Source organism: Alcanivorax sp. DP30 (genome assembly GCF_009882945.1).
GTDB lineage: Bacteria > Pseudomonadota > Gammaproteobacteria > Pseudomonadales > Alcanivoracaceae > Alcanivorax.
Genome location: NZ_WTUY01000004.1, coordinates 591,345 through 616,289, shown reverse-complemented (window position 1 = coordinate 616,289; position 24,945 = coordinate 591,345). Strand labels below are relative to the sequence as shown.

Below are 24,945 nucleotides of genomic sequence, written 5' to 3'. Positions count from 1 at the left end.
GGATGTTGGGTGGATGAAGTTGAAAAATTTAGCGATTGTGGTTTTGTTATCACTGGCATTCATGCCGGTAGTGGCTTCAGAAATGGAAACGCTGCATGAGCAATGCAGGAACTATGTCCTCAAGATTAAAGCCCTGCCTCTGGAACAACTGAAGGAGCAGCGCTTCGGAGCATGTGAAAAATACAATCAGGCAGCAAAAACTGCCGTCAGCCATGCAGACCTCGTTTTGTCATCGACGTATATGGCAAGGCTGTATTCGGAGATGTTCAACCGATTTGAAGATCGCGGCGATATAAGCCGAAGAGGAATGCTGGGGGAGGCAAAAAAAGCGGCGGAACACCTCACCGGTGAATTCTGGATGATCCCGGAATTTCTCACTCTGACCAGCCTGAAAGGTTGGGTGCCGTATAACGAGATTATCGAATTGAAGTGGGCCGTTTTTCAGCAGCTAAAGCCCGCCAGTGCAAAAGACAGCGTGGAGTGGGCAGCACTGTATAGTGACGCAGCCGCTTTTTTTCGTGGAAGAATCCATGACAAGACGGCGCGGAGAGATTTTGAGGATCAGGCACTGGACTACTTTCCCCAGGCGCTCGATCTATTGTCAGGTTTGGAAGATGGGGATTACAAAACCCAGAGATTGACGATTTATCATCGAACCCGCTCCGACATTCTGGAAAACCGGGATCCGGAGGCCGCGCTCGATGCACTTTTTACCTCTTATGGTTACGCGAAGAATTGGTCTGCCGACGCGGTAAGTTTGACGCAATTGTTTGTCTCCAACCTGCTTAGAGACCAACCAACGCTGCTTACCGGGGAAAACCGGAAAAAAGTTTGGGCCTTTGTAAAGGAAACGCCGGACAGCAAATACAAGGGCTATATTCTTTCGTCCCTGTCTTCGAGCGCAAGCAATTGCCAAGAAGCGCAGGAGTTGCTGGTCTACAGCATGGACTACGACGAGAAAAACGGGAATTCCCGGGTTACGCCGACCCAGAAACTCATGCTGGCCATGATGCAGGGAAATCAGAGTCAGGTGATTCTGGAAATCAGGCTGCTCGCCTGCCTTGATCCGGACACCCTGCGCCGTTATGACTCGGACAAACAACTGCACACGTTCCTGCAGCGACAGTTTCCGGTCGAGACAAGGCAGGGGGACTGGTATACGTTGCTGGCAATGATTGAGGGTAAACTGGAATAGCTCACCTCTGAGCCGGTGATCGAGTAACGCAGTGATGCCACTCTCACCCGCAAATCACCATAAAAAAGGGCGACCCGAAGGTCGCCCTTTTTTTAGCATCCGACGTCAGACCGCTGACGCCCGATCATTCCCCTTACTCGTAATCGAACGAGAAGTCTTCAGCCTTCAGCTTCATGATGCTGCGGGTCGGCTTCAGGGCAGCGTCCGCATGCCCTTTGGCGCTGGGCAGCATGCGCTCGAAGTAGAATTCCGCAGTGGCCAGTTTGGCCTTGTAGAATTCTGCCGGCTCGTTACCACCGTTCTCCAGCTTGTCCTTGGCAACGCCCGCCTGGATGGCCCAGAAGTACGCCATCATGGCGTAGCCGCTGTACATCAGGAAGTCGTAGCTGGCGGTGGAGACCATGTCGCGATCTTTCGCGGCTACCAGCATGATGCGGGTAGTCAGGTAGTTCCACTCGGCGGCAATCTTCAGCAGCTTCCAGGCGAACGGACGCAGCTTGGGATCACGCAGGTTCTTGGTGCCGAAATCCACCAGCTTCTTGGTGAAGTCACGGACACACTTGCCCTTGGTGGTGAGCAGCACTTTACGGCCCAGCAGGTCGAGTGCCTGAATGCCGGTGGTGCCTTCGTACAGGGTGGAGATACGCGCATCACGCACGATCTGCTCCATGCCGTGTTCCTTGATGTAGCCGTGACCACCAAACACCTGCATGCCGTCATTGGCCACTTCCAGACCCTTCTCGGTAAGGAAGCCTTTCAGGATCGGCGTGAAGAAGCCCAGCTCGCTGTCCCAGTGCTCGTACTTCTCCATATCGTCTTCCAGGATGCCGGAAATCATGTTGTCGGCGTACTGGGCAGAGAAGTACAGCATGGCACGGCCGCCTTCGGCGATGGCCTTCTGTTTGAGCAGCATACGGCGCACGTCGCCGTGGTGGATCAGGCTGTCGGCGATGGCATCCGGTTCTTTCTTGCCGGACAGGGCACGCATGGACTTACGCTCTTTCGCGTAGGGCAGAGCGCCCTGATAAGACAGCTCGGCGTGGGCGATGCCCTGCATGGCGGTACCCAGACGGGCGGTGTTCATGAAGGTGAACATGCACTCCAGGCCCTTGTTCTCCGGACCGATCAGGAAGCCGGTGGCTTCGTCGAAGTTCATCACACAGGTGGCGGAAGCCTTGATGCCCATTTTCTTTTCCAGGGAACCCACGCTCACGCCATTGTCTTCACCGATCTTGCCCGGCAGGTACTTGGGCACGATGAACAGGGAGATACCCTTGGTGCCTTTCGGTGCGTCAGGCAGGCGAGCCAGCACGATGTGGACAATGTTTTCCACCATGTCGTGATCGCCGGAGGAGATGAAGATCTTGGTGCCGGAAATCTTGTAGGAACCATCTTTCTGCGGCTCGGCCTTGGTCTTTACCTGACCCAGGTCGGTACCACACTGCGGCTCGGTGAGACACATGGTGCCGCCCCAGGTGCCCTCGGTCAGCGGTACCAGGTATTCCTGCTTCTGTTCTTCGGAACCGTGCAGCTGGATGGTGTTCATGGCACCCAGGGACAGACCCGGGTACATGGAGAACGACCAGTTGGCGGTGGCCATCATTTCCTGCTTGATCAGGCCCAGGGACATGGGCAGACCCTGACCGCCGTACTCCACCGGGTGGCTCAGACCCTGCCAGCCGCCGGCCTGGAATTCTGCGTAGGCTTCCTTGAAGCCTTTCGGGGTATGCACCACGCCGTCTTTGAGGGTACAGCCTTCTTCGTCACCACTCTGGTACAGCGGGCCGATGGTGTTCTCACACAGCTTGGCCATTTCGCCAACGATCGCTTCCACCATGTCCGGAGTCGCATCTTCACCGTTGGGCAGCGACTTGTAGTGGCTTTCGAAATCAAATACTTCGTTCATCAAAAAGCGCATATCGCGCACGGGGGCCTTGTAATTCGGCATGGGAAATCCCTCGTCAGAATCAGTCAGGCTGTCATAAAGAACCTTTGAATAGTCTTTATCGGACAGCGGATCACGGGGCGCATTGTTGGGGAAAGCAAGGGCAAAGGCATTGACTGCCAAGGCGCAAAGGCCGCGGCGTTAGGGTGAATGGGTATTCACGGGGGATTGAGCTGCGAGCTGCTAGCCACGAGCTGAGAGGAAAACAAAAAAAACCGCAACGAAGCCGCTGTAGGAGCGCCGCTTGAGGCGCGAATCGGGCAATTGTAGGAGCTTGCCTGCAAGCGATCCGAGCCTAAGCGAGGTAAACTGGTTCGAGTTGCGAGTACCGGGTTTCGAAAGGCAGAACCTCAAACCTTGTACCGGCTACCGGTTTTAGGTTTTCGAAACTCGGTACTCGAAACTCGCTTCTGGAATCCTTACCTCGCCGAAGCTCGGATCGCCTGCGGGCAGGCTCCTACAGCGGCTCCGATCGCACCTCAAGGCACGTTCTACAGCGGCTTCATAGAAAGGGTTTGCTCGCCGCTATTTCTTCCCCTTCCAGCTGTACATGGACGTGGACACCCCGATCCGGTAGGCCACTTCGTCCCAGATCTTGCGGGGCAGGGCGGCCTTGAGCAGTTCGGTGGATTTGGCGATGGGGGGTTCGATCACGAAGCTGTCTTTTTTCAGCATGCCCTTGATGATGCTGTTCACCACCTTCTCCGGAGTGAGCATGGGGGTTAGCAGCGGCGTCTTCACGCCGTCGAACATGCCGGTGGAGATATAGCTGGGGCAGACCGTGGTCACATCCACGTTCTTGATTTTGCGCACATCCAGCTCCAGGCGGATGGATTCGGAGAAACCCACCACCGCCCATTTGCTGGCGGCATAGGTGCTGCCATAGGGCAGGCCCACAAAGGCAGAAGCGCTGGCGATGTTGACCAGATAGCCCTGTTTCGCCTTGATCAGATCATTGAGGAAGGCATGGGTGGTGGCCATCAGTCCTTCGCTGTTGATGCGAAAGGTATTGAGGTGCTGTTCCAGCTCCACTTGTTCGAACTCGCCACCGAACACCACCCCGGCATTATTGATCAGCGCCGTGATCGGGCCGACCTCGTCATGGAGCTTGTCGCGAAATTTGGCAATGGAGGCAATCTTGCTCACATCCAGTACATAGGCATGGGCCTTGCCGCCGGAGGCCTTGATCCGGTCGGCCACTTCGCGGGCCGCGGTGATGCGGCGGGCAGTCACGATCACCTCTGCCCCCTGCTTGGCAAACTCCTCCGCCATCAGTGCGCCAATGCCGGCGCCGGCGCCGGTGATCAGAATGCGGTGATTATCGAAACGGGCCATGTGAATTCCTTAGCTAAAGCTACAAGCTACAACGCGAGGGCAGCTTGTAGGGTGTTTGGACATTTTCGCCGCGATTCACCTCAGGGCGCGGGCACAGAGGTTCCGAATCAAAGAGCTTTTACCGCGCCTTGCAGCTTGAAGCTTGTCGCTTGCCGCGGCTTTTTACCCCGGCAGTTTCAGACCGGCTAGGGTTACCTTGCCGTCTTCCACGGACCTGGCGCGCAGACGCAGGCCGCTGACGCGTACCGTATCACCGACCACGGCCTGTTTGCCCACCTGTTTGGTAAACAGTTCTGCCACGGTCAGACCTTGCCAGAGAGGTGGCGGAGACTCGACGCCGTAGACGGCGATCAGCTGTGCCACCGGAGTCTGCCCCAGTACCGAGAAGTCACCATAATAGCGCTTTTCATCCGGACTTAATTGATGACAAAGATCAGACAGGGCCGACTTTTGGGACAGCGGCGCCAGCCAGGAAATCAAATCCCTGGCCTCGATCACCGGCTCATCCCGCAGGCTGTGCACGGAGTGGTTGCGATACAGCATGAGCGGGGTAAGGTCCTTGTCGGCGAGATCGGCCAGGGGCTTGCCCACGGCCTTGGCGCCGTCCTCGACCTGGAACTGCAGCAGATAACGATCCTGCGGGGCCGCCAGGGCGACGGTTTGCCGGGGTTCCGTGGACGGCGGGACGGATACCTTCAGGCGTCGCGCCATGAACCGCAGACTGGCACCTTGGCCGATCAGGGAAATCAGCACCACCACCAGGGTGATATCAAACAGCAGATAGGTCTGTTCCACCCCGGCCAATAGCGGGAACACGGCCAGGACAATGGGTACCGCACCGCGCAGCCCGGTCCAGGCGATAAATATTTCCTCGCGCCCGGTGAAGCGGAAGGGCAGCAGGCTGATCCACACAGCCATGGGGCGGGCCAACAACATCAGGAAGGCAGCCACGGCCAGCGCCCAGGGAAGGTTTTCGGTAAGCCGCGACGGGGTTACCAGCAAGCCGAGGATCAGGAACATACCGGACTGGGCCAGCCAGGCCATGGAGTCCATGGACTTGAGCACGTTGTCACCGGTGCCGCCACGGCGATTCCCGGCCACCAGCCCGGTAAGATAGATGGCCAGAAAACCGGAGCCACCGGCCAGATTGGTCACCGCAAATACCATGGCACCACCACTGCACAACAGCAGCGCATGGAGCCCTTCGTTGCTGCGCACCCGAAGCAACAGTTCACTGATTACCGCACCCAGCACCAGCCCGAACAGGATGCCCAGCCCGAACTGTTGCAGCAAGGTGTTGAGCATGCCGAAGCCCCATTTGGCATCGGGATCCACCAGCATGCCCACCAGCATCAGGGTAATGAAGATGGCCATGGGATCGTTGAGGCCGGATTCGATCTCCAGGGTGCTGGCCACCCGTTCGTTGAGCTTTACTCCGGCCCCTTTGATGACACTGAATACCGCCGCCGCATCGGTGGAACCGACAATGCCACCCAGCAACAGGCCCACTCGCCAGTCCACCCCCATCAGCCAGGTGGCAAAGGCGCCCACCAGGCCGGCGGAAATGGCCACGCCCAGGGTGGCCAGGCTCAGGGCCGGTTTCAGGCCCAGCTTGAAGGTGCTGAGCCGGGTGCGCAGACCGCCGTCCAGCAGGATCACCGCCAGAGCGATATTGCCGATCACATAGGCGGTGGAGAAGTCATCAAACTCGATGCCACCGATGCCGTCCTCCCCGGCCAGCATCCCCACCACCAGAAAAATCAGCAACGACGGCACCCCGAACCGGGCGCTCAGCGAGCCCAGCAGCAGGCCGGTGAACATCAGACCGGTGCCGATCAGCAGATAGAGGTTGAGAGAATCCAAGGGGGTTTCCGGTTAAGTGAGCTTGGGGTTCTATAGTAGAATAGCTTACACGCAACAAGCTGCATGCTACACGCCCTGCCGTAGGAGCGTCGCTGGCGGCGCGATTCCAGCCAGGATCAAACGCAGTTTCACCACAGAGGTCACAGAGATCACTGAGCCAAGAAGGTTTTAATCTCTGTGTGCTCTGTGCCCTCTGTGGTAAATACTCCTTTCAGGGTTTTGGCTATCGCGCCGCCAGCGACGCTCCTACGGCAGAGGTTGTGTTGCGTGTCGCGCAATGCTTGCAGCGTGCCGCGTTGTCTTTATACTAGCGCGCCCTTTTGATCATATTTTGAGCAGCAGGCCAGCCTGCAAGGTGTTTGACCATGGACTATTCCCAGCGTTTTGGCGTGATCGTGATCGGTGGCGGTCATGCCGGTACCGAAGCCGCCCTGGCGTCTGCGCGCATGGGCGTGTCCACCCTGCTGCTCACCCACAATATCGAAACCCTGGGCCAGATGAGCTGTAACCCGGCCATCGGTGGTATCGGCAAGAGTCATCTGGTACGCGAAATTGATGCCCTGGGCGGCGCCATGGCCCGCGCCACCGATAAAGGCGGCATCCAGTTTCGCGTGCTCAACGCCCGCAAGGGGCCGGCGGTGCGCGCCACCCGTGCCCAGGCCGATCGCATCCGCTACAAGGCCGCCATCCGCGAAACCCTGGAAAATCAGCAAAACCTGACTATCTTCCAGCAGCCGGTTGATGACCTGATCGTGGACAATGGCCGCTGTGTCGGCGCGGTGACCAACATGGGCCTGCGTTTCCATGCCGATGCGGTGGTGCTGTGTACCGGCACCTTCCTGGGCGGCGTCATCCATATCGGCATGGACAACCATCAGGGTGGCCGTGCCGGCGACCAGCCGTCCAATGCCCTGGCGCGTCGTCTTCGCGAGCTGCCGTTCCGGGTGGACCGCCTCAAGACCGGCACCCCGCCGCGCATCGACGGCAAGAGTGTGGATTTTTCGGTGATGGAAGAGCAGTGGGGCGATACCCCGCTGCCGGTGATGAGCTATCTGGGCAAGGTGGAAGAGCACCCGCGCCAGATCTGCTGCTATATCACCCACACCAATGCGCAGACCCACGACATCATTCGCAGTGGCTTTGATCGCAGCCCCATGTTCACCGGCGTCATTGAAGGCACCGGCCCGCGTTATTGCCCGTCCATCGAGGACAAGGTGAATCGCTATCCGGACAAGGATACCCACCAGATCTTTGTGGAACCGGAAGGCCTGGACACCCACGAGCTGTACCCCAACGGCATCTCCACCAGCCTGCCCTTTGATGTGCAGCTGCAGGCGGTGCGTTCCATCCGGGGCTTCGAGAACGCGCACATTACGCGTCCGGGCTATGCTATCGAGTACGACTTCTTCAATCCCCAGGATCTCAAGCACAGCCTGGAGACCAAGCACATGCCGGGGCTGTTCTTTGCCGGCCAGATCAATGGCACCACCGGCTATGAAGAAGCTGGTGCCCAGGGGTTGCTGGCGGGCCTGAATGCGGCGCGCCTGAGCATGGAACAGGACGCCTGGACCCCGCGTCGGGACGAGGCCTACATCGGTGTGCTGGTGGATGACCTGATCACCATGGGCACCCAGGAGCCTTACCGCATGTTCACCAGCCGCGCCGAATACCGGCTGCTGCTGCGCGAGGACAATGCCGATCTGCGCCTCACCGAAAAAGGCCGCGAGCTGGGGCTGGTGGATGACGAGCGCTGGGCTGCCTTCAATGCCAAGCGCGAAGGCATGGTAAAGGAAGAGCAGCGTTTGAAAAGCACCTGGGTCCGCCCGCAGACCCCGGAAGCGGAAGCCGTGAATGCGCTGATCGAAAAACCCCTGACCCGGGAATACAGCCTGCTGGATCTGCTCAAGCGCCCGGAAATGGATTACGCCAGCCTGGCAGAAGCGGTACAGCTGGGTGACACGCCGGCTGCCGACGTGGTCGAGCAGATGGAAATTCTCGCCAAGTATGCCGGCTATATTGATCGTCAGACCGACGAGATCGAAAAACTGCGCGCCGCGGAAACCACCCCGCTGCCGGCAGACTTCGACTATGAACAGGTGAAAGGCCTGTCCAACGAAGTGAAGCAGAAGCTGGGTACCGTGCGCCCGGAAACCCTCGGCCAGGCGGGCCGCATCCCGGGGGTTACCCCGGCGGCCATCTCCCTGCTGATGATCTACCTGAAAAAGCACCAGCATCAGAAAAAGGCCGCGAAACAGGCATGACCTCACCGACAATTCTGGCTGACACCCTGTCCCGGGGCATTGACGCCCTGGGCGTTTCCCTGAACGAAGACCAGCAGCGTCTGCTGCTCAACTACGTCGAGCTGCTGGTGAAGTGGAACCAGGCCTACAACCTCACCGCCATCCGGGACCCGCTGGAAATGGTTACCCGCCACCTGCTCGACTCCCTGGCGGTACTGCCCTTCGTTGACGATGGCGACACCCTGGATGTGGGCACGGGGGCGGGCATTCCCGGCATCATTCTGGCCGTGTCCCGCCCGCAGCAATCCTTCACCCTGCTCGATTCCAACGGCAAGAAGACCCGTTTTGTGCGTCAGGCGCGCCGGGAACTGGGGCTGGATAACGTGGAGGTTGTACACGGTCGCGTGGAACAGTACCGTAAAGCACCATCACAAATTATTTGCCGTGCCTTTGCCTCCTTGTCGGACATGCTGGCGCTCATGACGCCCATAATGACCGACAATACTCGTTTGCTGGCCATGAAAGCGGCCAGCACGGAAGAGGAGCTGGCCACCTTGCCCGCACAGTGGCAGGGGCACCACCACACCCTGACGGTTCCCGGGCTGGATGAGCCGAGAACCCTGGTGGTGGTGAACAAGGCCTGATGCCTGTGTTCCGGGCATCACCGGATTGATTGTGGGAGCTTGCCTGCAAGGAATTTCCGTTGAGCAAGGGCAAATCGCGTCCGGCGTCCAGCCTCTGGCGTCCGGCGTACTATCAAGGAGAACACCGTGACCACCGTATTTGCCGTAGCGAACCAGAAGGGCGGCGTGGGGAAGACAACCAGCAGTGTGAATCTGGCCGCGTCACTGGCCGCCACCCGCAAGAAGGTGCTGCTGGTAGACATTGACCCCCAGGGCAATGCGACCACCGGCTCCGGGGTGGACAAGTTCGACACCGACTACACCATCTACGATGTCCTCTGTGACGAGGTCCCCACCGAGCAGGCCATTGTGGCCACGCCGGAAGACAGCGGCTTTGACCTGATTACCGCCAATGGTGATCTCACCGCCGCCGAAGTGCAGCTGCTGGAGATGAAGTCCCGGGAATTCCGTCTGCGCAATGCGCTGGCCCGCATTCGCGACAACTACGACTACATCCTCATCGACTGCCCGCCATCCCTGAACATGCTCACCGTCAATGCATTGACGGCGGCGGATTCGGTGATTGTGCCGATCCAGTGCGAGTACTACGCCCTGGAAGGCCTCACCGCGCTGATGAACACCATCGAGAAGATCCGCACGGTGCTCAACCCCAAGCTGCACATCGGCGGCCTGCTGCGCACCATGTACGACCCGCGCAACAGCCTGTCCAACGATGTCTCCAACCAGCTGATCAGCCACTTTGGCGACAAGGTCTACCGCACCATCATTCCGCGCAACGTGCGGTTGGCGGAAGCGCCCAGCCACGGCGCGCCGGTGATCACCTATGATCCCAAGTCCCGTGGTGCGGTAAGCTACCTGGCCCTGGCCGGCGAGATCCTGCGCCGCGAACAGGCCCTCAAGAATCAGCCTGCGGCGGCATCGTGATCGCCGCAGCCGGTACCGTATTATTCAGCGGGCAGCCTTTGCCCGCAGCGTCCGACGTCCGACGTCCGACCCTCGACGTTTTTAAGGATTAACCATGGCGGCAAAGCGTAAGCGCGGTCTCAGCAAGGGCCTGGATGCCCTGCTCAGCAGCAACGAGTCCTACCAGCAACGGCAGCAGGATGAAGTCAGCATCCAGCAGGCCGAGGGGCAGCCGGATCCAGTGAACCAGCCACCCCGCGATGGCGACCTTCGCCACCTGCCGGTGGAATACATGGAGCGCGGCCGCTACCAGCCCCGTCGTGACATGTCCCCGGATGCGCTGGAAGAACTGGCCGAATCCATCCGTGCCCAGGGCGTCATGCAGCCCATCGTGGTCCGCCCGCTGGGTGAAAAGCGCTTCGAGATTATCGCCGGTGAGCGTCGCTGGCGTGCCGCCCAGATGGCCGAGCTGGAGACCATTCCGGCGGTGATCCGCGAAGTGCCGGATGAAGCGGCCATTGCCATGGCCCTGATCGAGAACATCCAGCGGGAAAACCTCAACCCCATGGAAGAGGCCATCGCGCTGGGCCGCCTGAAAGAAGAATTCGGTCTTACTCACCAGCAGGTGGCGGATGCGGTGGGTAAATCCCGTGCCATGGTGACCAACCTGCTGCGCCTGATGAGCCTGGAATCAGACGTCAAAAAACTGCTGGAGCATGGTGACCTGGAAATGGGCCATGCCCGTGCCCTGCTCGCCCTTGAAGGCAACAAGCAGATTGAAGCGGCCCGTACGGTCGTCGCGAAGGGGCTGTCCGTGCGCCAGACTGAAGAGCTGGTGCGGGATTTCGAAAAGGCCAAACCTGCCAAGCCTGCCCAAGTGAAGGAAGATCCCAACGTGAAGGCCCTGGTCAACGACCTGTCCGAGCGCCTGGGTGCACCGGTGCAACTGCAGTCCGGTCAGGGCGGCAAGGGCAAGCTGGTGATCAGCTATAACAACCTGGATGAGCTGGATGGCATCCTGGCCCATATCAAGTAGTCACGCCCGACGCTGAACCTCCCAATCCGCCTCTGGCTTCTGTGGGACCGTGCCTGCACGCGATTTTCGCCATTCGCGTGCAACAGGCGCGTTCCCGCCTTGCAGCAAAGCCCGGCGCCTGACGGCTGAAAACGGATTGGGCGTAGGTAAACAAATATATTTCCCCGGGCCTGAATCTGGTTCGGTACAGGCGGGGAAAAGCCTTGGGGTAATCGGCTCTCCCAATCAGGGTTAACTTTGACCAACAATCCACGCTCTATGGTTGCGAGTTGCGTGCCAACTCCATATACTTCGCCGCGCTAACGATCAGGGTGCCCAAGACCTTGCGCCTGGTGCGGCATCAACTTGCATCAGCCCAGAGGCTTCACGGTGACCACCAGCAACGAATTCCAGCCTCACAGAACATTGTTCTGGGGGTTAATGCGCGCTCAACTAGCCGCCATTGTGGTTTTCGCGCTGTTGGTGACGGCACTGGCCGGCACCTTCTCCGGCCTGGTAGCGGCCTGGGGAGGCACTATCAGCCTGATCGCTTATGCCTGGGGCGGTTTCCAGATATGGATGCACCCCGGTAACCGTGCGCCAAAGCGCATGGCCACCGCCGCAATGAGGGCGGAGATGGGCAAGATCGCAATCATGTTGTTGCTGTTCTGGCTCACTTTCTCCAAGGTCCCTGAAGCGCGGGAAATGAAGATTGCAATGGTTCTGCTGTTAGGCTTCCTGATCGCCCAGGTCGTGGGCTGGATTCAGGTGGCGCGTCTCGACGGACGCACAGCAGGGCAAGACGGGCAAAACGACTGAGACTGTAGGCATTCTATGGCTGGTAGTAACGCGCAAGACTACATCAAGCATCACTTGGGTAATCTGACCTATGGCGAACTGCCAGCAGGCTATGTCCGTGAGTGTGACGGCCGCGATACGCAAACCCTGACCGAAAGCACCTGGACCTTTGCCTGTAACGGTAATGAAGCCAAAGACATGGGCTTCGCGGCATTCCACGTGGATTCCCTCGCCTGGTCTGGCGGTCTCGGCATCATCATGTGCCTGTTGTTCTGGATGGGTGCCCGCAAGGCCACCGCCGGCGTTCCTTCCGGCTTCCTGAACTTCGTTGAAACCATTATCGAATTTATTGATACCCAGGTTCGCGACTCCTTCCACGGCAAGAGCAAACTGGTGGCGCCGCTGTCACTGGTGATTTTCTGCTGGGTGTTCCTGATGAACCTGATGGATCTGATCCCGGTTGATTTCGTTCCGGGCACCTTTAGCTGGATCATGACTTCCTTCTTCGGCTGGACCGCCCAGGAAGCCTACTTCAAGATCGTGCCCAGCACCGACCCGAACATTACCCTGTCCATGTCCTTCTCTGTGATGCTGCTGGTGATCTTCTTCACCATCAAGGCAAAAGGTGTGGGCGGTTTCGTGGGTACCCTCACATTGCATCCGTTCGAGGCCAGCAACCCGGTCCTGAAGGCTCTGCTGATGCCTGTGAACCTGCTGCTGGAGACCATTGGTCTGCTGGCCAAGCCGGTTTCACTGGGTCTGCGACTGTTCGGCAACATGTACGCCGGTGAGTTCGTATTCATTATGTTGGCTGCCATGATGGGCGCCTGGCAGTTCATTGGTGCCTGGCCCTGGGCGGTATTCCACATTCTGGTAATCACCCTGCAGGCATTTATCTTCATGGTACTCACTATCGTGTACCTGAGCATGGCGGTCGAAGACCACTAAGATTTTTTAAACCGGTTTTTAATTAAACCAACCAAGCACTTAACGGGAGTGTAAAGATGGAAGGCATTCAATTTCTTGCTGCTGCTATCGTAGCTGGCCTCGCGGCCATCGGCGCAGGTCTGGGCTTCGGCATGATGGGTGGCCGTTTTCTCGAGTCAGTAGCTCGTCAGCCTGAACTGGCTCCGATGCTGCAAACCCGCATGTTCATCATCGCTGGTCTGCTGGATGCTGTGCCGATTATCTGTATCGCTATCGCGTTCCTGCTGATCTTCCAGTAATCGATCGCGTTTGATCCGGTAAATTACCTAACGCGATTGAGGTGATGGCATGAACATCAACATGACGATCATCGGCCAGGCTATCTGGTTCGCATTGTTCGTATTCTTCTGCATGAAGTTCGTCTGGCCGCCCATTTCCCGGGCCCTGGAAGAGCGCAAGCAGAAAATTGCCGAGGGCCTGAGTGCCGCAGACCGCGCTGAGCGCGATCTGGAACTGGCGCAGGAAAAGGCGACCGCCAATCTCAAAGAAGCTAAAGAGAAGGCGGCCGAAATCATTGATCAGGCCAATCGCCGGGCTAATCAGATTGTGGATGAGGCAAAAGAAGCCGCGCGCACCGAAGGTGAGCGTCTGGTTGCCAAGGCCCAGTCTGAGATTGACCAAGAAGTTAATCGGGCTCGCGAGCAGCTGCGTAAAGAAGTTGCCGTACTGGCGTTGAGCGGTGCCGAAAAGGTACTGGGCGGCGAAGTAAACCAGGACGCGCACAAGCAGATGCTTGAGCAGCTGGCGGCTGAACTCTGAGACTACGGGTAACCCATGGCTGAACTGACCACCATCGCACGCCCCTACGCCAAGGCCGCCTTTGTTTTTGCAAAGGAACAAGGCGCCCTGGACAAGTGGGAAAAGATGCTGGGCCTGGCAGCAGCAGTGGCAGGTGATGCCAGCATGCGTGCTTACCTTGACCAGCCGGAACTGGATGACGCCGCCAAGGTTTCTGCCTTTGCAGAAGTCTGCGGTGAAGAACTCGACGAAAGCGGGCGCAACTTCGTTGCGCAGCTGGCGCAGAACAAGCGTCTGCCGCTGTTGCCGATCATCCTGCAACTGTTCCATGAGCTTCTTGCTGCGGAACAGCAGTTCACCGATGTGGAGCTGGTCTCCGCATTCGAGATGGACGACGCTGTTACCGAAAAGCTGGTAGCCGCTTTGAAAAAACGCCTTGGCACCGACGTGAATGTCACCACGTCTGTGGACCAGTCCCTGATTGGAGGCGTGCTGGTGCGAGCCGGCGATACCGTAATTGATGGCAGTGTGCGTGGCAGACTGAACCGTCTGGCAGAGCAACTGAACTCTTGAGTTTGAGGGATTAGAGATGCAGCAACTCAACCCGTCCGAAATCAGCGAGATTATCAAGTCGCGCATCGCGAAACTTGATACCTCCACCGAAGCACGTAACGAAGGTACGGTGGTTTCCGTATCTGACGGTATTGTGCGTATTCACGGTCTTGCCGATGTAATGTTCGGTGAGATGATCGAGTTTGAGGGCGGCATCTATGGCATGGCCCTTAACCTTGAGCAGGATTCCGTTGGCGCCGTGGTACTGGGCGACTACCTGGGTCTGGCCGAAGGTCAGAAGGTACGTTGTACTGGCCGCATCCTGGAAGTTCCGGTAGGTCCGGAGCTGCTGGGTCGTGTCGTTGACGCCCTGGGTACTCCCATCGACGGTAAAGGTCCGGTTAACGCCGCCATTACCGACGCCGTAGAAAAGGTAGCGCCTGGGGTTATCTGGCGTAAGGAAGTTAACGAGCCGGTTCAAACTGGCTACAAGGCGATCGACTCCATGGTGCCGATCGGCCGTGGTCAGCGTGAGCTGATCATTGGTGACCGTCAGATTGGTAAGACTGCCGTTGCTGTCGATGCCATCATTGCCCAGAAGGGTACCGGCGTTAAGTGTATCTACGTTGCGGTTGGCCAGAAGCAGTCCACCATCGCCAACGTGGTACGCAAGCTGGAAGAGCACGGTGCAATGGATCACACCATCATCGTTGCCGCTTCCGCATCCGACCCGGCTTCCATGCAGTTCCTGGCACCGTTTGCCGGCTGCGCCATGGGCGAGTACTTCCGCGACCGCGGTGAAGACGCCCTGATCGTATACGATGACCTGACCAAGCAAGCCTGGGCATATCGTCAGATTTCCCTGCTGCTGCGTCGTCCGCCGGGCCGTGAAGCTTATCCTGGTGACGTGTTCTACCTGCACTCCCGTCTGCTGGAGCGCGCCGCCAAGGTCAACGAAGAATACGTTGAGCAGTTCACCAACGGTGAAGTGAAAGGCAAGACCGGTTCCCTGACCGCACTGCCGATCATTGAAACCCAGGGTGGTGACGTTTCCGCCTTCGTACCGACCAACGTGATCTCCATCACCGATGGTCAGATCTTCCTGGAAACCGACCTGTTCAACTCCGGCATCCGTCCGGCCATGAACGCCGGTGTGTCTGTATCCCGTGTAGGTGGTGCAGCCCAGACCAAGATCATCAAGAAGCTCGGCGGTGGTATCCGTCTGGCACTGGCCCAGTACCGTGAACTGGCGGCATTCGCCCAGTTCGCTTCAGACCTCGACGATTCTACTCGCGAGCAGCTGGAGCATGGTCAGGCCGTGACCGAGCTGATGAAGCAGAAGCAGTACAGCCCGATGAGCGTTGCTGACATGGGTGTTGTTCTGTACGCCGCCAACGAAGGTTACCTGAAAGGTATCGAGATCGAGAAAATCGGTCCCTTCGAAACGGCCATGCTGGACTACATGAACAGCGAAAAGAAAGCGTTGATGGACAAGATCAACGAGAAGGGTGACTACAACGGCGACATCGAGGGCGAGATCAAGGAATCTCTCGATCAGTTCAAAGCCACCCAGACCTGGTAATTCGCTGATAAAAGGTACTTCCTATGGCCAGCGGTAAAGAGATCAAAGGCAAGATTGCCAGCGTCCAGAGCACGAAAAAGATTACTCGTGCGATGGAAATGGTGGCAGCTTCCAAGATGCGTAAGGCACAAGAGCGTATGGCGGCTAGCAAGCCGTACGCCAGCCGCATGCGTCAGGTGGTTGCCCATCTGGCCAATGCTGATCTGGAATACCGGCACAGCTACCTGCAAGAGCGGGAAGTAAAGAACGTTGGCTACATCGTAGTGACCTCCGACCGGGGTCTCTGCGGTGGTCTCAACGTGAACCTGCTCAAGAATGTCGTTACCAGCGCGAAAGCGTGGGAAGAAAAAGGCGCCAAGGCCCAGTACTGCGTAGTGGGCAGCAAAGGTGTTTCCTTCTTCAAAAGCGTAGGCGGCAATGTGGAAGCCACGGTCAACGGTCTGGGGGATACCCCGCACCTGAACGACCTGATCGGTTCCATCAAGGTAATGCTGAATGCTTATGACAATGGTGAGATCGACCGTCTGTACATCGTGTACAACGAATTCGTGAACACCATGACCCAGGCGCCCACAAATATTCAGCTGCTGCCGCTTGAAGCGTCAGAAGATGAAGCGATGAAGCGTCACTGGGACTACATTTACGAGCCTGCCCCGAAAGAGCTCCTCGACGAACTGCTGGTGCGGTTCATTGAGTCTCAGGTGTATCAGGGTGTGGTTGAAAACAATGCCTGTGAGCAGGCAGCGCGTATGATCGCGATGAAAGCGGCCAGCGATAACGCCGGTGACATCATTCGTGATCTGCAGTTGGTGTACAACAAGGCACGCCAGGCTGCAATTACGCAGGAAATCTCCGAAATCGTTGGTGGTGCTGCTGCGGTCTGATCTGTCAGCAGACAGTGAAAAACACGCGGCAAAAACGCAAGTTAAGAGGATGCAAGCATGAGTAGCGGTCGTATTGTTCAGATCATCGGTGCTGTGATCGACGTGGAATTTCCGCGCGAAAACGTGCCGAAGGTATATGACGCCCTCACCGTGGACGGTACTGAAACCACGCTGGAAGTTCAGCAGCAGCTGGGCGACGGCGTTGTCCGTACCATCGCCATGGGCTCCACCGAAGGTCTGAAGCGTGGTCTCGGCGTGACTGACTCCGGTGAGCCGATTCAGGTTCCGGTAGGCACCAAGACCCTGGGCCGTATCATGGACGTGCTGGGTCGCCCGATCGACGAAGCCGGTCCTATCGGTGAAGAAGAGCGCATGCCGATTCACCGTGCTGCTCCTACTTACGCCGACCAGGCAGCCACCAACGAACTGCTGGAAACCGGTATCAAGGTAATCGACCTGGTTTGCCCCTTCGCGAAAGGCGGTAAGGTTGGTCTGTTCGGTGGTGCGGGTGTAGGTAAAACCGTAAACATGATGGAGCTGATCCGGAACATCGCGATCGAGCACTCCGGTTTCTCCGTGTTTGCCGGTGTGGGTGAGCGTACTCGTGAGGGTAACGACTTCTACCACGAAATGAAGGACTCCAACGTACTGGATAAAGTATCGCTGGTTTACGGTCAGATGAACGAGCCGCCGGGTAACCGTCTGCGTGTGGCACTGACCGGTCTGACCATGGCCGAGAAATTCCGTGACGAAGGTCGTGACGTACTGTTCTTCGTGGATAACATCTACCGTTACACCCTGGCCGGTACCGAAGTATCTGCTCTGCTGGGTCGTATGCCTTCTGCGGTAGGTTATCAGCCGACCCTGGCGGAAGAGATGGGTGTTCTGCAGGAACGTATTACCTCTACCAAGGTGGGTTCCATCACCTCCGTACAGGCCGTATACGTACCCGCGGATGACTTGACTGACCCCTCTCCGGCGACCACCTTTGCTCACCTGGATTCCACTGTATCCCTGAGCCGTGACATTGCGTCCAAAGGTATCTACCCGGCGATCGACCCGCTGGATTCCACTTCTCGTCAGCTGGATCCGCTGGTAATCGGTCAAGAGCACTACGACATTGCTCGTGGCGTTCAGATGGTGCTTCAGCGCTTCAAGGAGCTGAAGGACATCATCGCCATCCTGGGTATGGATGAGCTGTCTGAAGAAGACAAGCAGGTTGTATCTCGCGCCCGTAAGATCGAGCGTTTCCTGTCCCAGCCGTTCTTCGTGGCAGAAGTATTTACCGGTTCCCCCGGCAAGTACGTTTCCCTGAAGGACACTCTGGCAGGTTTCCGCGGTATTCTTGACGGTGACTATGACCACATTCCGGAGCAGGACTTCTACATGAAGGGTTCTATCGACGAAGTGGTAGAAGCCTACAACAAGCGTAGCAAGTAACCTCCACCGGGAGACAAGCAAATGGCGATGACCGTGCATTGCGACATTGTAAGTGCAGAACGCCAGCTGTTCTCCGGCCTGGTTGAAATCGTGGTAGCTTCCGGTGTGGAAGGTGACCTCGGTATCATGCCTGGCCACGCCCCGCTCCTGACCCGGCTCAAGCCGGGCCCGGTACGGGTGAAGAAGCAGAATGGTGAAGAAGAAGTGTTCTACGTATCCGGCGGCTTCCTGGAAGTGCAGCCGAAGCTGGTCACCGTACTGGCGGATACGGCAGAACGTGCCGACAACATGGACGAAGCCGCTGCCGAGCAGGCGAAACAGCGCGCCAAAGAAGCGCTGGAAGGGAAGAGCTCCGAAATGGATTACTCCCGCGCCGCCGCTACACTGGCCGAGGCTGTTGCCCAGTTGCGTGCAATTCAACAGTTGAAGAAGAAAGGGCGGTAAGCACTTTTTGCAATTCTTCAACACAGAAGGGGGTAGCCAAGTGCTACCCTTTTTTGTTTGTGTTTGGGATACAGTCAAAGGCGGGGCCATAAACGGACCAGGACAGGATCCGGGCAACGCAGTGAAACGATAAGGACAGGGTATGAGTCTAGCGGTAGTGGTGCTTGCAGCCGGTAAAGGTACGCGCATGAAAAGTGCGCTGCCGAAGGTACTTCACGCCGTGGCCGGCAAGGCCATGGTCCAGCATGTGGTTGATGCAGCCAGCAGCCTGAATGCGGATAACACCGTGGTGGTATACGGCCATGGCGGCGATCAGGTCAAAGCCACCGTCTCTGCCAATAACCTGCAGTGGGCCGAGCAGGCCGAACAGCTCGGTACCGGCCATGCCGTTGCCCAGGCCATGCCTGCCGTGAAGGAAGACATCGTACTGGTCCTCTACGGTGATGTACCGCTGATCCGCCCCGAGACCCTGCGCGACTTCGTCGAATGCGTGGATGACAAGACCCTGGCCCTGATGACCCTGACCCTGGACGACCCCAGCGGCTATGGCCGTATCGTCCGTGATGGCCAGAACAACGTGCAGCGCATCGTTGAACAGAAAGATGCCACCGACAACGAACTGGGCATTCAGGAAATCAACACCGGCATCCTCGCCTGCACCCGCGCGTTTCTCGCCGATTGCCTGCCCAAGCTGTCCAGCAACAATGCCCAGGGTGAGTACTACCTCACTGATGTTATCGCCATGGCGGTGCAGTCCGGCCTCACCGTGGAAACCCTGCAGCCGCAATTTGCCTGGGAAGTGGACGGCGTCAACGACCGCGTGCAGCTGTCCCGCCTGGAGCGTATCTACCAGCTGGCCCAGGCCGAGTCCCTGATGCGCGATGGCGTCACCCTGCGTGATCCGGCCCGGCTGGATATCCGCGGTAGCGTGCAGATCGCCAGCGATGTGATCATCGACGTGAACGTGATCCTGGAAGGGGATGTGACCATCGAAGAAGGCGTCACCATCGGCCCCAACTGCATCATCCGCGATGCCAACATCGGCGCCGGTACCGTTATCGAAGCCAACAGCCTGATTGATGGCGCCGTGGTCGGTGACAACTGCACCATCGGTCCCTATGCGCGCCTGCGCCCCGGCACCGAACTGGCCGACAAGGCCAAGATCGGCAACTTTGTGGAAACCAAGAAGTCCTATGTGGGTGAGGGCTCCAAGGTGAACCACCTGACATATATCGGCGACAGCCAGATCGGCAAGGGCGTCAACGTGGGCGCGGGCACCATTACCTGTAACTATGATGGGGTAAACAAGTTCCAGACCATCATGAAAGACGGTGCCTTCATCGGCTCCAATTCTTCGCTGGTGGCACCGGTCACCATCGGCGAAAATGCCACCGTGGGTGCCGGCAGTACCGTCACCAAGGACGTGGATGACAACGGCTTGGCCGTGGCCCGTGGCCAGCAGCGCAACGTGGCCAACTGGAAACGCCCCAGCAAAAAGTAAAACCACTTTGTAGCCGCCATGCTGACATGGCGATGGGCCGGCAGCGCAGCGCGTTGCCCGCCCAACCAGCGAAATTAGGGAAAAGACATGTGTGGAATCGTCGGCGCCATTGCCCAGCGTAACGTGGGCAACATCCTCATCACCGGCCTCAAGCGCCTGGAATACCGCGGTTATGACAGTGCCGGTGTGGCCCTGCTCAACGACAACGGCATTACCCGGGTGCGTCGACAGGGCAAGGTAGCCGGCCTTGAGGCTGCAGTCAGCGAAATCCAGGCCGCCGGTTACACCGGTGTGGCGCACACCCGCTGGGCCACCCACGGCAAGCCCTCCGAAGCCAACGCCCACCCGCACATGTCCGGCAGCGATCTGGCCCTGGTGCACAATGGCATCATCGAAAACTTTCAGGAACTGAAAGACGAACTGCAAAGCCAGGGCTACGACTTCACCTCCCAGACCGATACCGAAGTCATCGTGCACCTGCTCCACCAGATTCTGGAAACCGGCGTGGATCTGTTCACCGCCGTCCAGCAAGTGGTCAAGAAACTGGATGGTGCCTATGCCCTGGGTGTCATCCACAAGGCCGAGCCCCACAAGCTCATCGCCGTGCGCTCCGGCAGCCCGCTGGTAATTGGTCTGGGTATCGATGAAAACTACATCGCCTCCGATCAGCTGGCCCTGTTGCCAGTCACCAACCGCTTTATCTTCCTGGAAGAAGGCGACCAGGCAGAAATCACCATTGAAGGCGTGCGCATCGTCGATGCCGACGGCCATGCGGTGGCGCGCGACGCCCATGAATTCGATGGCACCCACGAAGATGCCGAGAAAGGCGAATACCGCCACTACATGCAGAAGGAAATCTTCGAGCAGCCAGCCGCCATCCAGAAAACCCTGGAAGACCGTATCGAGTCCCCGGCCAAATTGATCAATGCCTTCGGCGAAAAAGCCCCGGCCATCTTCGACAAGGTCAAAACCGTACAGATCGTTGCCTGCGGTACCAGCTATCACGCCGGCATGGTGGCCCGTTACTGGCTCGAAGATATCGCCGGCATCCCCTGCCAGGTGGAAGTGGCCAGTGAGTTCCGCTACCGCAGGCACGTGGTACCGGAAGGCACCCTGTTCGTGACCATATCCCAGAGCGGCGAAACCGCCGACACCCTGGCGGCCCTGCGTGATACCAATTCGCCCAACTACGTGGGGCGTCTGGCCATCTGCAATGTGGACAGCTCCTCCCTCGTGCGCGAATCCGAGCTGGTATTCCTCACCAAGGCTGGCCCGGAAATCGGTGTCGCCTCCACCAAGGCCTTCACCACCCAGCTGGCCGGCCTGCTGATGATGGTGCTGGCCCTAGGCCGCCAGAAAGGTCTGGCCGACAGCGAAATCGAAAACATCCTCGATGAACTGCGCCAGCTGCCCAACCTGATCGAGCAAGCGGCCTCCCTGGACAAGCCCATCGAAAAACTGGCCGAGCATTTCGTGGAAAAACACCACGCCCTGTTCCTCGGCCGTGGCGTCCACTTCCCGGTGGCCCTGGAAGGCGCCCTCAAGCTCAAGGAAATCTCTTACATCCACGCCGAAGCCTACGCCGCCGGCGAACTCAAGCACGGCCCCCTGGCCCTGGTAGACAGCGACATGCCGGTGGTCTCCGTGGCGCCCAACGACGAACTGCTGGAAAAACTCAAATCCAACCTCCAGGAAGTCCGCGCCCGGGGCGGTGAGCTGTACGTGTTCGCCGACAAGAACGCCCATGTGAAAGAAGGCGAGGGCATCCACGTGCTGAACATGCCCGCCGTGCCGGAAACCATTGCGCCGATCGTGTACACCGTGCCGCTGCAGTTGCTTAGCTATCATGTGGCGGTGCTGCGGGGGACGGATGTGGATCAGCCGCGGAATCTGGCGAAGTCGGTGACGGTGGAGTAAACGGCAATTAATAATTAATAGTGAATAGTTAATAACGAGCCCGGCGTTGCCGGGCTTTTTTGTGGGCGGTGGCGTAATGATCTCAATGGGCACGGTAGACATGGGAGGGTTGGTTTGTAAGATATGGCTTACAGAAAATGCTAATTAATTGATATAGAGTGAACTGAGTTCGCTGGCGTAAGAGGGGAGATAAATGATAAATACTGGTCTTTCACTTTTTATCAGATACTTCGGGAAGGGTGTGCACGATGCAAGGCGCGACACCGATGCGGGTGATCAACAAGGTCGATTTGGCGCCGTTGGTGGTGGCGGGCTGAGAGCTAATGGTTTGGCATAAAACTTGAGTTTCATAGTTGCGGTTGATAAAAAAGACGCCAAGATGTCGCCGCATCGTGGGCCCTCAAGGGCTGCTTGGTTGCAAAACTGGTGCCCTTCTTTTTGAGTAAACAAGGAGTGTTTATGGCTTGTCTGCGAATTTTCGCGGGGGTCCTGTTTCTTTCGTCGACCATCGTTTTGTCGACATTCGCCAACGCGGAAGACGTTGGTTCTGAATCTCAGTCCGCAGTGCTCTCGCTCACGCCGCAGGGCTACATGCCGCCAACCGAAGATGAGAGACTTTCCCCTGACGGTGTTCCAGCCTTACCGAATCATAAGGAGGCAGCAGCCGCCTTGGCGGCTGATAGTGGTATACCAGAAGGACAAGATGTCTCACCATTGACCTCTGAACCCCACGCCGATGCCCGTGAGAGCCTAAAAGGCTCAATGCTGAAAAGGCAGGGGGAGCCAGTGTCATCGCTGCCTGATTGGGCATGGATTGCGATAATTTCACTCAGCGTAACAACTTTCAGTGCTGTGCTTGTCTCCTTCTATCTCTACCGCTGGCGTAAGGTGTTGATCGCAAGCCAGGATGTTCTATTGCCCGAGGAGCTAGCAAAGGCCGTTAATAGGCTGTCTGAAGCCTTCGGGAAACTCTATGAAGAGAATCAGAAGTTTGGAGAGGCATCTAATAGAAATACCGTAAAGATCACCGACGGTGTAAAAATGCTCGGCCGATCGTTGCTGACTTTCCAGAAGTCATTGGAAGATAAGGATCAGGAAATTGCGAGATTCAAAGATGGCTACGACACAAAAATTCTGAAGAGAAACCTCGTTGGATTTACTCGCTTGTCTCTATTCATTGATGGAATTGAGGATGAATCCCCGGAAATAACGAATATTCGCCTTCTACTTGAGGATGCGCTGGATGACTGTGGGGTAGAAAAGTTCTTTCCTGAAATTGGCGCCAACTTCAAGTCAGCCGTGGGCGTTGAGGATAGGCCAAAGGTTGAAGACGTCGACGACCATTCTCTTGATATGAAAATAATCGGCGTTGAGCGCCCTGGGTTTCGTTTGGGTCAAGACGGAAATTCAAGCTCATTGGTTATTCTAAAGGCAAGGGTGGTAGTAGGGCGGTATAAAAAGGAGAACAACAATGACTAATTTTGTGGGTATTGATCTGGGGACGACATTCTCTGCTGCGGCCTATATCGATCAGACGGGCAGGCCTGTAATTATTCGTGATGAAGATGGAAATAACATCATTCCGTCCTGCGTCGCTATTGAGGGTGGAAAAATTGACGTTGGTGAAGAGGCTAAAAAGGCTTGGGGAATTGATGAAAATCTAGCGGCGGCACGTTTTAAGCGCGTTATGGGAGAAGATCAGAAATTTACAATTGGAGAACATGATTTTTCTCCAACGGATCTCAGTGCAGCCGTTCTCAAGAAAATAGCCGAATACTCAAGAAATGAGATAGGAGAAATTCATGAGGCTGTCATAACTATCCCTGCAAATTTCTCGACAGAGGCGCGAGAGGCGACAATGGAGGCCGCAAAAAGAGCTGGTTTGACTGTAAAGTATATCGTGAATGAGCCCACGGCAGCCGCCCTCTACCATGCTTTCAAGCAGGGAGACGACCTTCATGGAATCTATGCTGTATATGATCTTGGTGGCGGAACATTTGATGTCTCAATAATTAAGGTTGAAGGCCATGATGTAACCGTTATGGGGACAGCTGGTGTTTCAAGGCTTGGTGGTGATGATTTTGATAAATCTCTTTATAAGCTGATTGCTGAAAAGTACAAATCACAGACTGGGGAGAACCTGTCCCCCAAGGACTTTTCACTCAATGACGCAGAGGACAAAAAGAAATCTCTATCCAAGAAAGAATCAGTGCGGATAGGTGTAAATCGCGAGGTTGTCGAGGTCACGCGTAAAGAGTTTGAGGAAGGCATTTCGTCGCTGATAGCACAGGCGGAGATGCTTTGCGAGGAGGCCCTTGAAGAAGCGAGGATAGATCCATCTGAAGTGAAAGAAGTGCTGTTAGCAGGTGGAAGTACGAGAATTCCCGCTATTCAAGCAAGTATTAAAAGCGTGTTTTCCCGTGAGCCGATGTCAACCGGAAATGTCGATGAAGTTGTCGCACTAGGCGCCGCTTTGTATGCAGCCTACAAAGGTGACCAAGCAGTGCTTACTGAAGTCCAAAAGCAGTCGGTTGGCGGTATAAAGGTTTCGGAGAAGACCTCAAAGTACTTCGGCACGATCTCTATTGGATTCGATGAAGAAAGAGGGCAGCAGGCGCTCACAAATTCAATCATCATCAATAAGGGAAACACGATCCCATGCTCGGTCACGGAGTCTTTCTACACGGTCTATGAAGGCCAAACGAATGTGCAATGCAAACTGACAGAGTCCTCTATGCCAGAGACTGACCCTCAGTTTGTGAAGGTGATTTGGGAAGGAGATTTGAAGCTTCCGCCAAATAGACCTGAGAGCCAGGAGATCAAAATTACCTACTCTTATGATGACAACCAGATTCTGCATTGCGTCTATGAAGATGTTGCATCAGGACAAAAGACAAATGTCGATATCTCAATGGCTAGCAAGGAAGAAGAGACGTCAATTGATCAATTTATGGTGGATTAA

Annotated in this window: 21 protein-coding genes; 18 read left to right on the top strand and 3 right to left on the bottom strand. The window is 57.0% G+C overall.

The window, feature by feature from the left end; translation table 11 throughout:
- Positions 1–13 precede the first annotated feature (13 nt).
- Entirely contained in the window at positions 14–1,195 is a 1,182-nt protein-coding gene (locus GQF00_RS09145; RefSeq protein WP_161318845.1) for a hypothetical protein, read from the top strand.
- 133 nt (positions 1,196–1,328) lie between these two features.
- Here the strand turns inward: GQF00_RS09145 and GQF00_RS09140 are convergent, their stop codons facing one another.
- The 3 genes from GQF00_RS09140 to GQF00_RS09130 all read right to left on the bottom strand — a co-directional run bounded on the left by GQF00_RS09140 (position 1,329) and on the right by GQF00_RS09130 (position 6,338).
- Entirely contained in the window at positions 1,329–3,143 is a 1,815-nt protein-coding gene (locus GQF00_RS09140) for an acyl-CoA dehydrogenase C-terminal domain-containing protein (RefSeq protein ID WP_161318844.1), read from the bottom strand.
- A gap of 522 nt (positions 3,144–3,665) precedes the next feature.
- Positions 3,666–4,475: an SDR family oxidoreductase gene (locus GQF00_RS09135; protein WP_161318843.1), complete on the bottom strand. Its 810-nt coding sequence runs from the start codon at positions 4,473–4,475 to the stop codon at positions 3,666–3,668.
- Between the two features lie 162 nt (positions 4,476–4,637).
- Positions 4,638–6,338, bottom strand: a complete 1,701-nt coding sequence (locus GQF00_RS09130) for a potassium/proton antiporter (RefSeq protein WP_161318842.1) — start codon at positions 6,336–6,338, stop codon at positions 4,638–4,640.
- 365 nt (positions 6,339–6,703) lie between these two features.
- Here GQF00_RS09130 and mnmG point away from each other — a divergent pair, with 365 nt between their 5' ends.
- The 17 genes from mnmG to GQF00_RS09045 all read left to right on the top strand — a co-directional run bounded on the left by mnmG (position 6,704) and on the right by GQF00_RS09045 (position 24,945).
- On the top strand, positions 6,704–8,599 hold the full coding sequence (gene mnmG / locus GQF00_RS09125) for a tRNA uridine-5-carboxymethylaminomethyl(34) synthesis enzyme MnmG (protein ID WP_161318841.1): 1,896 nt from the start codon (positions 6,704–6,706) through the stop codon (positions 8,597–8,599).
- Complete coding sequence (gene rsmG, locus GQF00_RS09120) at positions 8,596–9,222, top strand: 16S rRNA (guanine(527)-N(7))-methyltransferase RsmG (protein ID WP_161318840.1); 627 nt, start codon at positions 8,596–8,598, stop codon at positions 9,220–9,222. The genes mnmG and rsmG overlap by 4 nt, the downstream gene beginning before the upstream one ends.
- A 126-nt stretch (positions 9,223–9,348) precedes the next feature.
- Entirely contained in the window at positions 9,349–10,146 is a 798-nt protein-coding gene (locus GQF00_RS09115) for a ParA family protein (protein ID WP_161318839.1), read from the top strand.
- Between the two features lie 94 nt (positions 10,147–10,240).
- Complete coding sequence (locus tag GQF00_RS09110; protein ID WP_161318838.1) at positions 10,241–11,161, top strand: ParB/RepB/Spo0J family partition protein; 921 nt, start codon at positions 10,241–10,243, stop codon at positions 11,159–11,161.
- 420 nt (positions 11,162–11,581) lie between these two features.
- Positions 11,582–11,959 carry an ATP synthase subunit I gene (locus tag GQF00_RS09105; protein WP_161318837.1) on the top strand — a complete coding sequence of 126 codons (378 nt, stop codon included), beginning with the start codon at positions 11,582–11,584 and terminating at the stop codon, positions 11,957–11,959.
- Between the two features lie 15 nt (positions 11,960–11,974).
- Positions 11,975–12,886 carry a F0F1 ATP synthase subunit A gene (gene atpB / locus GQF00_RS09100; protein WP_161318836.1) on the top strand — a complete coding sequence of 304 codons (912 nt, stop codon included), beginning with the start codon at positions 11,975–11,977 and terminating at the stop codon, positions 12,884–12,886.
- A 56-nt stretch (positions 12,887–12,942) separates the two neighbouring features.
- Positions 12,943–13,164 carry a F0F1 ATP synthase subunit C gene (gene atpE, locus GQF00_RS09095; RefSeq protein WP_007151035.1) on the top strand — a complete coding sequence of 74 codons (222 nt, stop codon included), beginning with the start codon at positions 12,943–12,945 and terminating at the stop codon, positions 13,162–13,164.
- 49 nt (positions 13,165–13,213) lie between these two features.
- Entirely contained in the window at positions 13,214–13,684 is a 471-nt protein-coding gene (locus tag GQF00_RS09090; RefSeq protein ID WP_161318835.1) for a F0F1 ATP synthase subunit B, read from the top strand.
- 15 nt (positions 13,685–13,699) lie between these two features.
- Complete coding sequence (locus tag GQF00_RS09085; protein WP_161318834.1) at positions 13,700–14,236, top strand: F0F1 ATP synthase subunit delta; 537 nt, start codon at positions 13,700–13,702, stop codon at positions 14,234–14,236.
- Positions 14,237–14,252: 16 nt separating this feature from the next.
- Positions 14,253–15,797: a F0F1 ATP synthase subunit alpha gene (gene atpA, locus GQF00_RS09080; protein ID WP_161318833.1), complete on the top strand. Its 1,545-nt coding sequence runs from the start codon at positions 14,253–14,255 to the stop codon at positions 15,795–15,797.
- Between the two features lie 23 nt (positions 15,798–15,820).
- On the top strand, positions 15,821–16,681 hold the full coding sequence (gene atpG, locus GQF00_RS09075; protein WP_161318832.1) for a F0F1 ATP synthase subunit gamma: 861 nt from the start codon (positions 15,821–15,823) through the stop codon (positions 16,679–16,681).
- A gap of 57 nt (positions 16,682–16,738) precedes the next feature.
- A complete protein-coding gene (gene atpD, locus GQF00_RS09070; protein ID WP_161318831.1) occupies positions 16,739–18,121 on the top strand; it encodes a F0F1 ATP synthase subunit beta in 1,383 nt (460 codons plus the stop codon).
- Positions 18,122–18,142: 21 nt separating this feature from the next.
- Positions 18,143–18,565 carry a F0F1 ATP synthase subunit epsilon gene (locus GQF00_RS09065; RefSeq protein ID WP_161318830.1) on the top strand — a complete coding sequence of 141 codons (423 nt, stop codon included), beginning with the start codon at positions 18,143–18,145 and terminating at the stop codon, positions 18,563–18,565.
- 142 nt (positions 18,566–18,707) lie between these two features.
- A complete protein-coding gene (glmU, locus tag GQF00_RS09060; RefSeq protein WP_161318829.1) occupies positions 18,708–20,066 on the top strand; it encodes a bifunctional UDP-N-acetylglucosamine diphosphorylase/glucosamine-1-phosphate N-acetyltransferase GlmU in 1,359 nt (452 codons plus the stop codon).
- An 87-nt stretch (positions 20,067–20,153) separates the two neighbouring features.
- Positions 20,154–21,983, top strand: coding sequence for a glutamine--fructose-6-phosphate transaminase (isomerizing) (glmS, locus tag GQF00_RS09055; protein WP_161318828.1), 1,830 nt, complete (start codon positions 20,154–20,156; stop codon positions 21,981–21,983).
- 459 nt (positions 21,984–22,442) lie between these two features.
- A complete protein-coding gene (locus GQF00_RS09050) occupies positions 22,443–23,462 on the top strand; it encodes a hypothetical protein (RefSeq protein ID WP_161318827.1) in 1,020 nt (339 codons plus the stop codon).
- On the top strand, positions 23,455–24,945 hold the full coding sequence (locus tag GQF00_RS09045; RefSeq protein WP_161318826.1) for an Hsp70 family protein: 1,491 nt from the start codon (positions 23,455–23,457) through the stop codon (positions 24,943–24,945). Before GQF00_RS09050 ends, GQF00_RS09045 begins: the two co-directional genes overlap by 8 nt.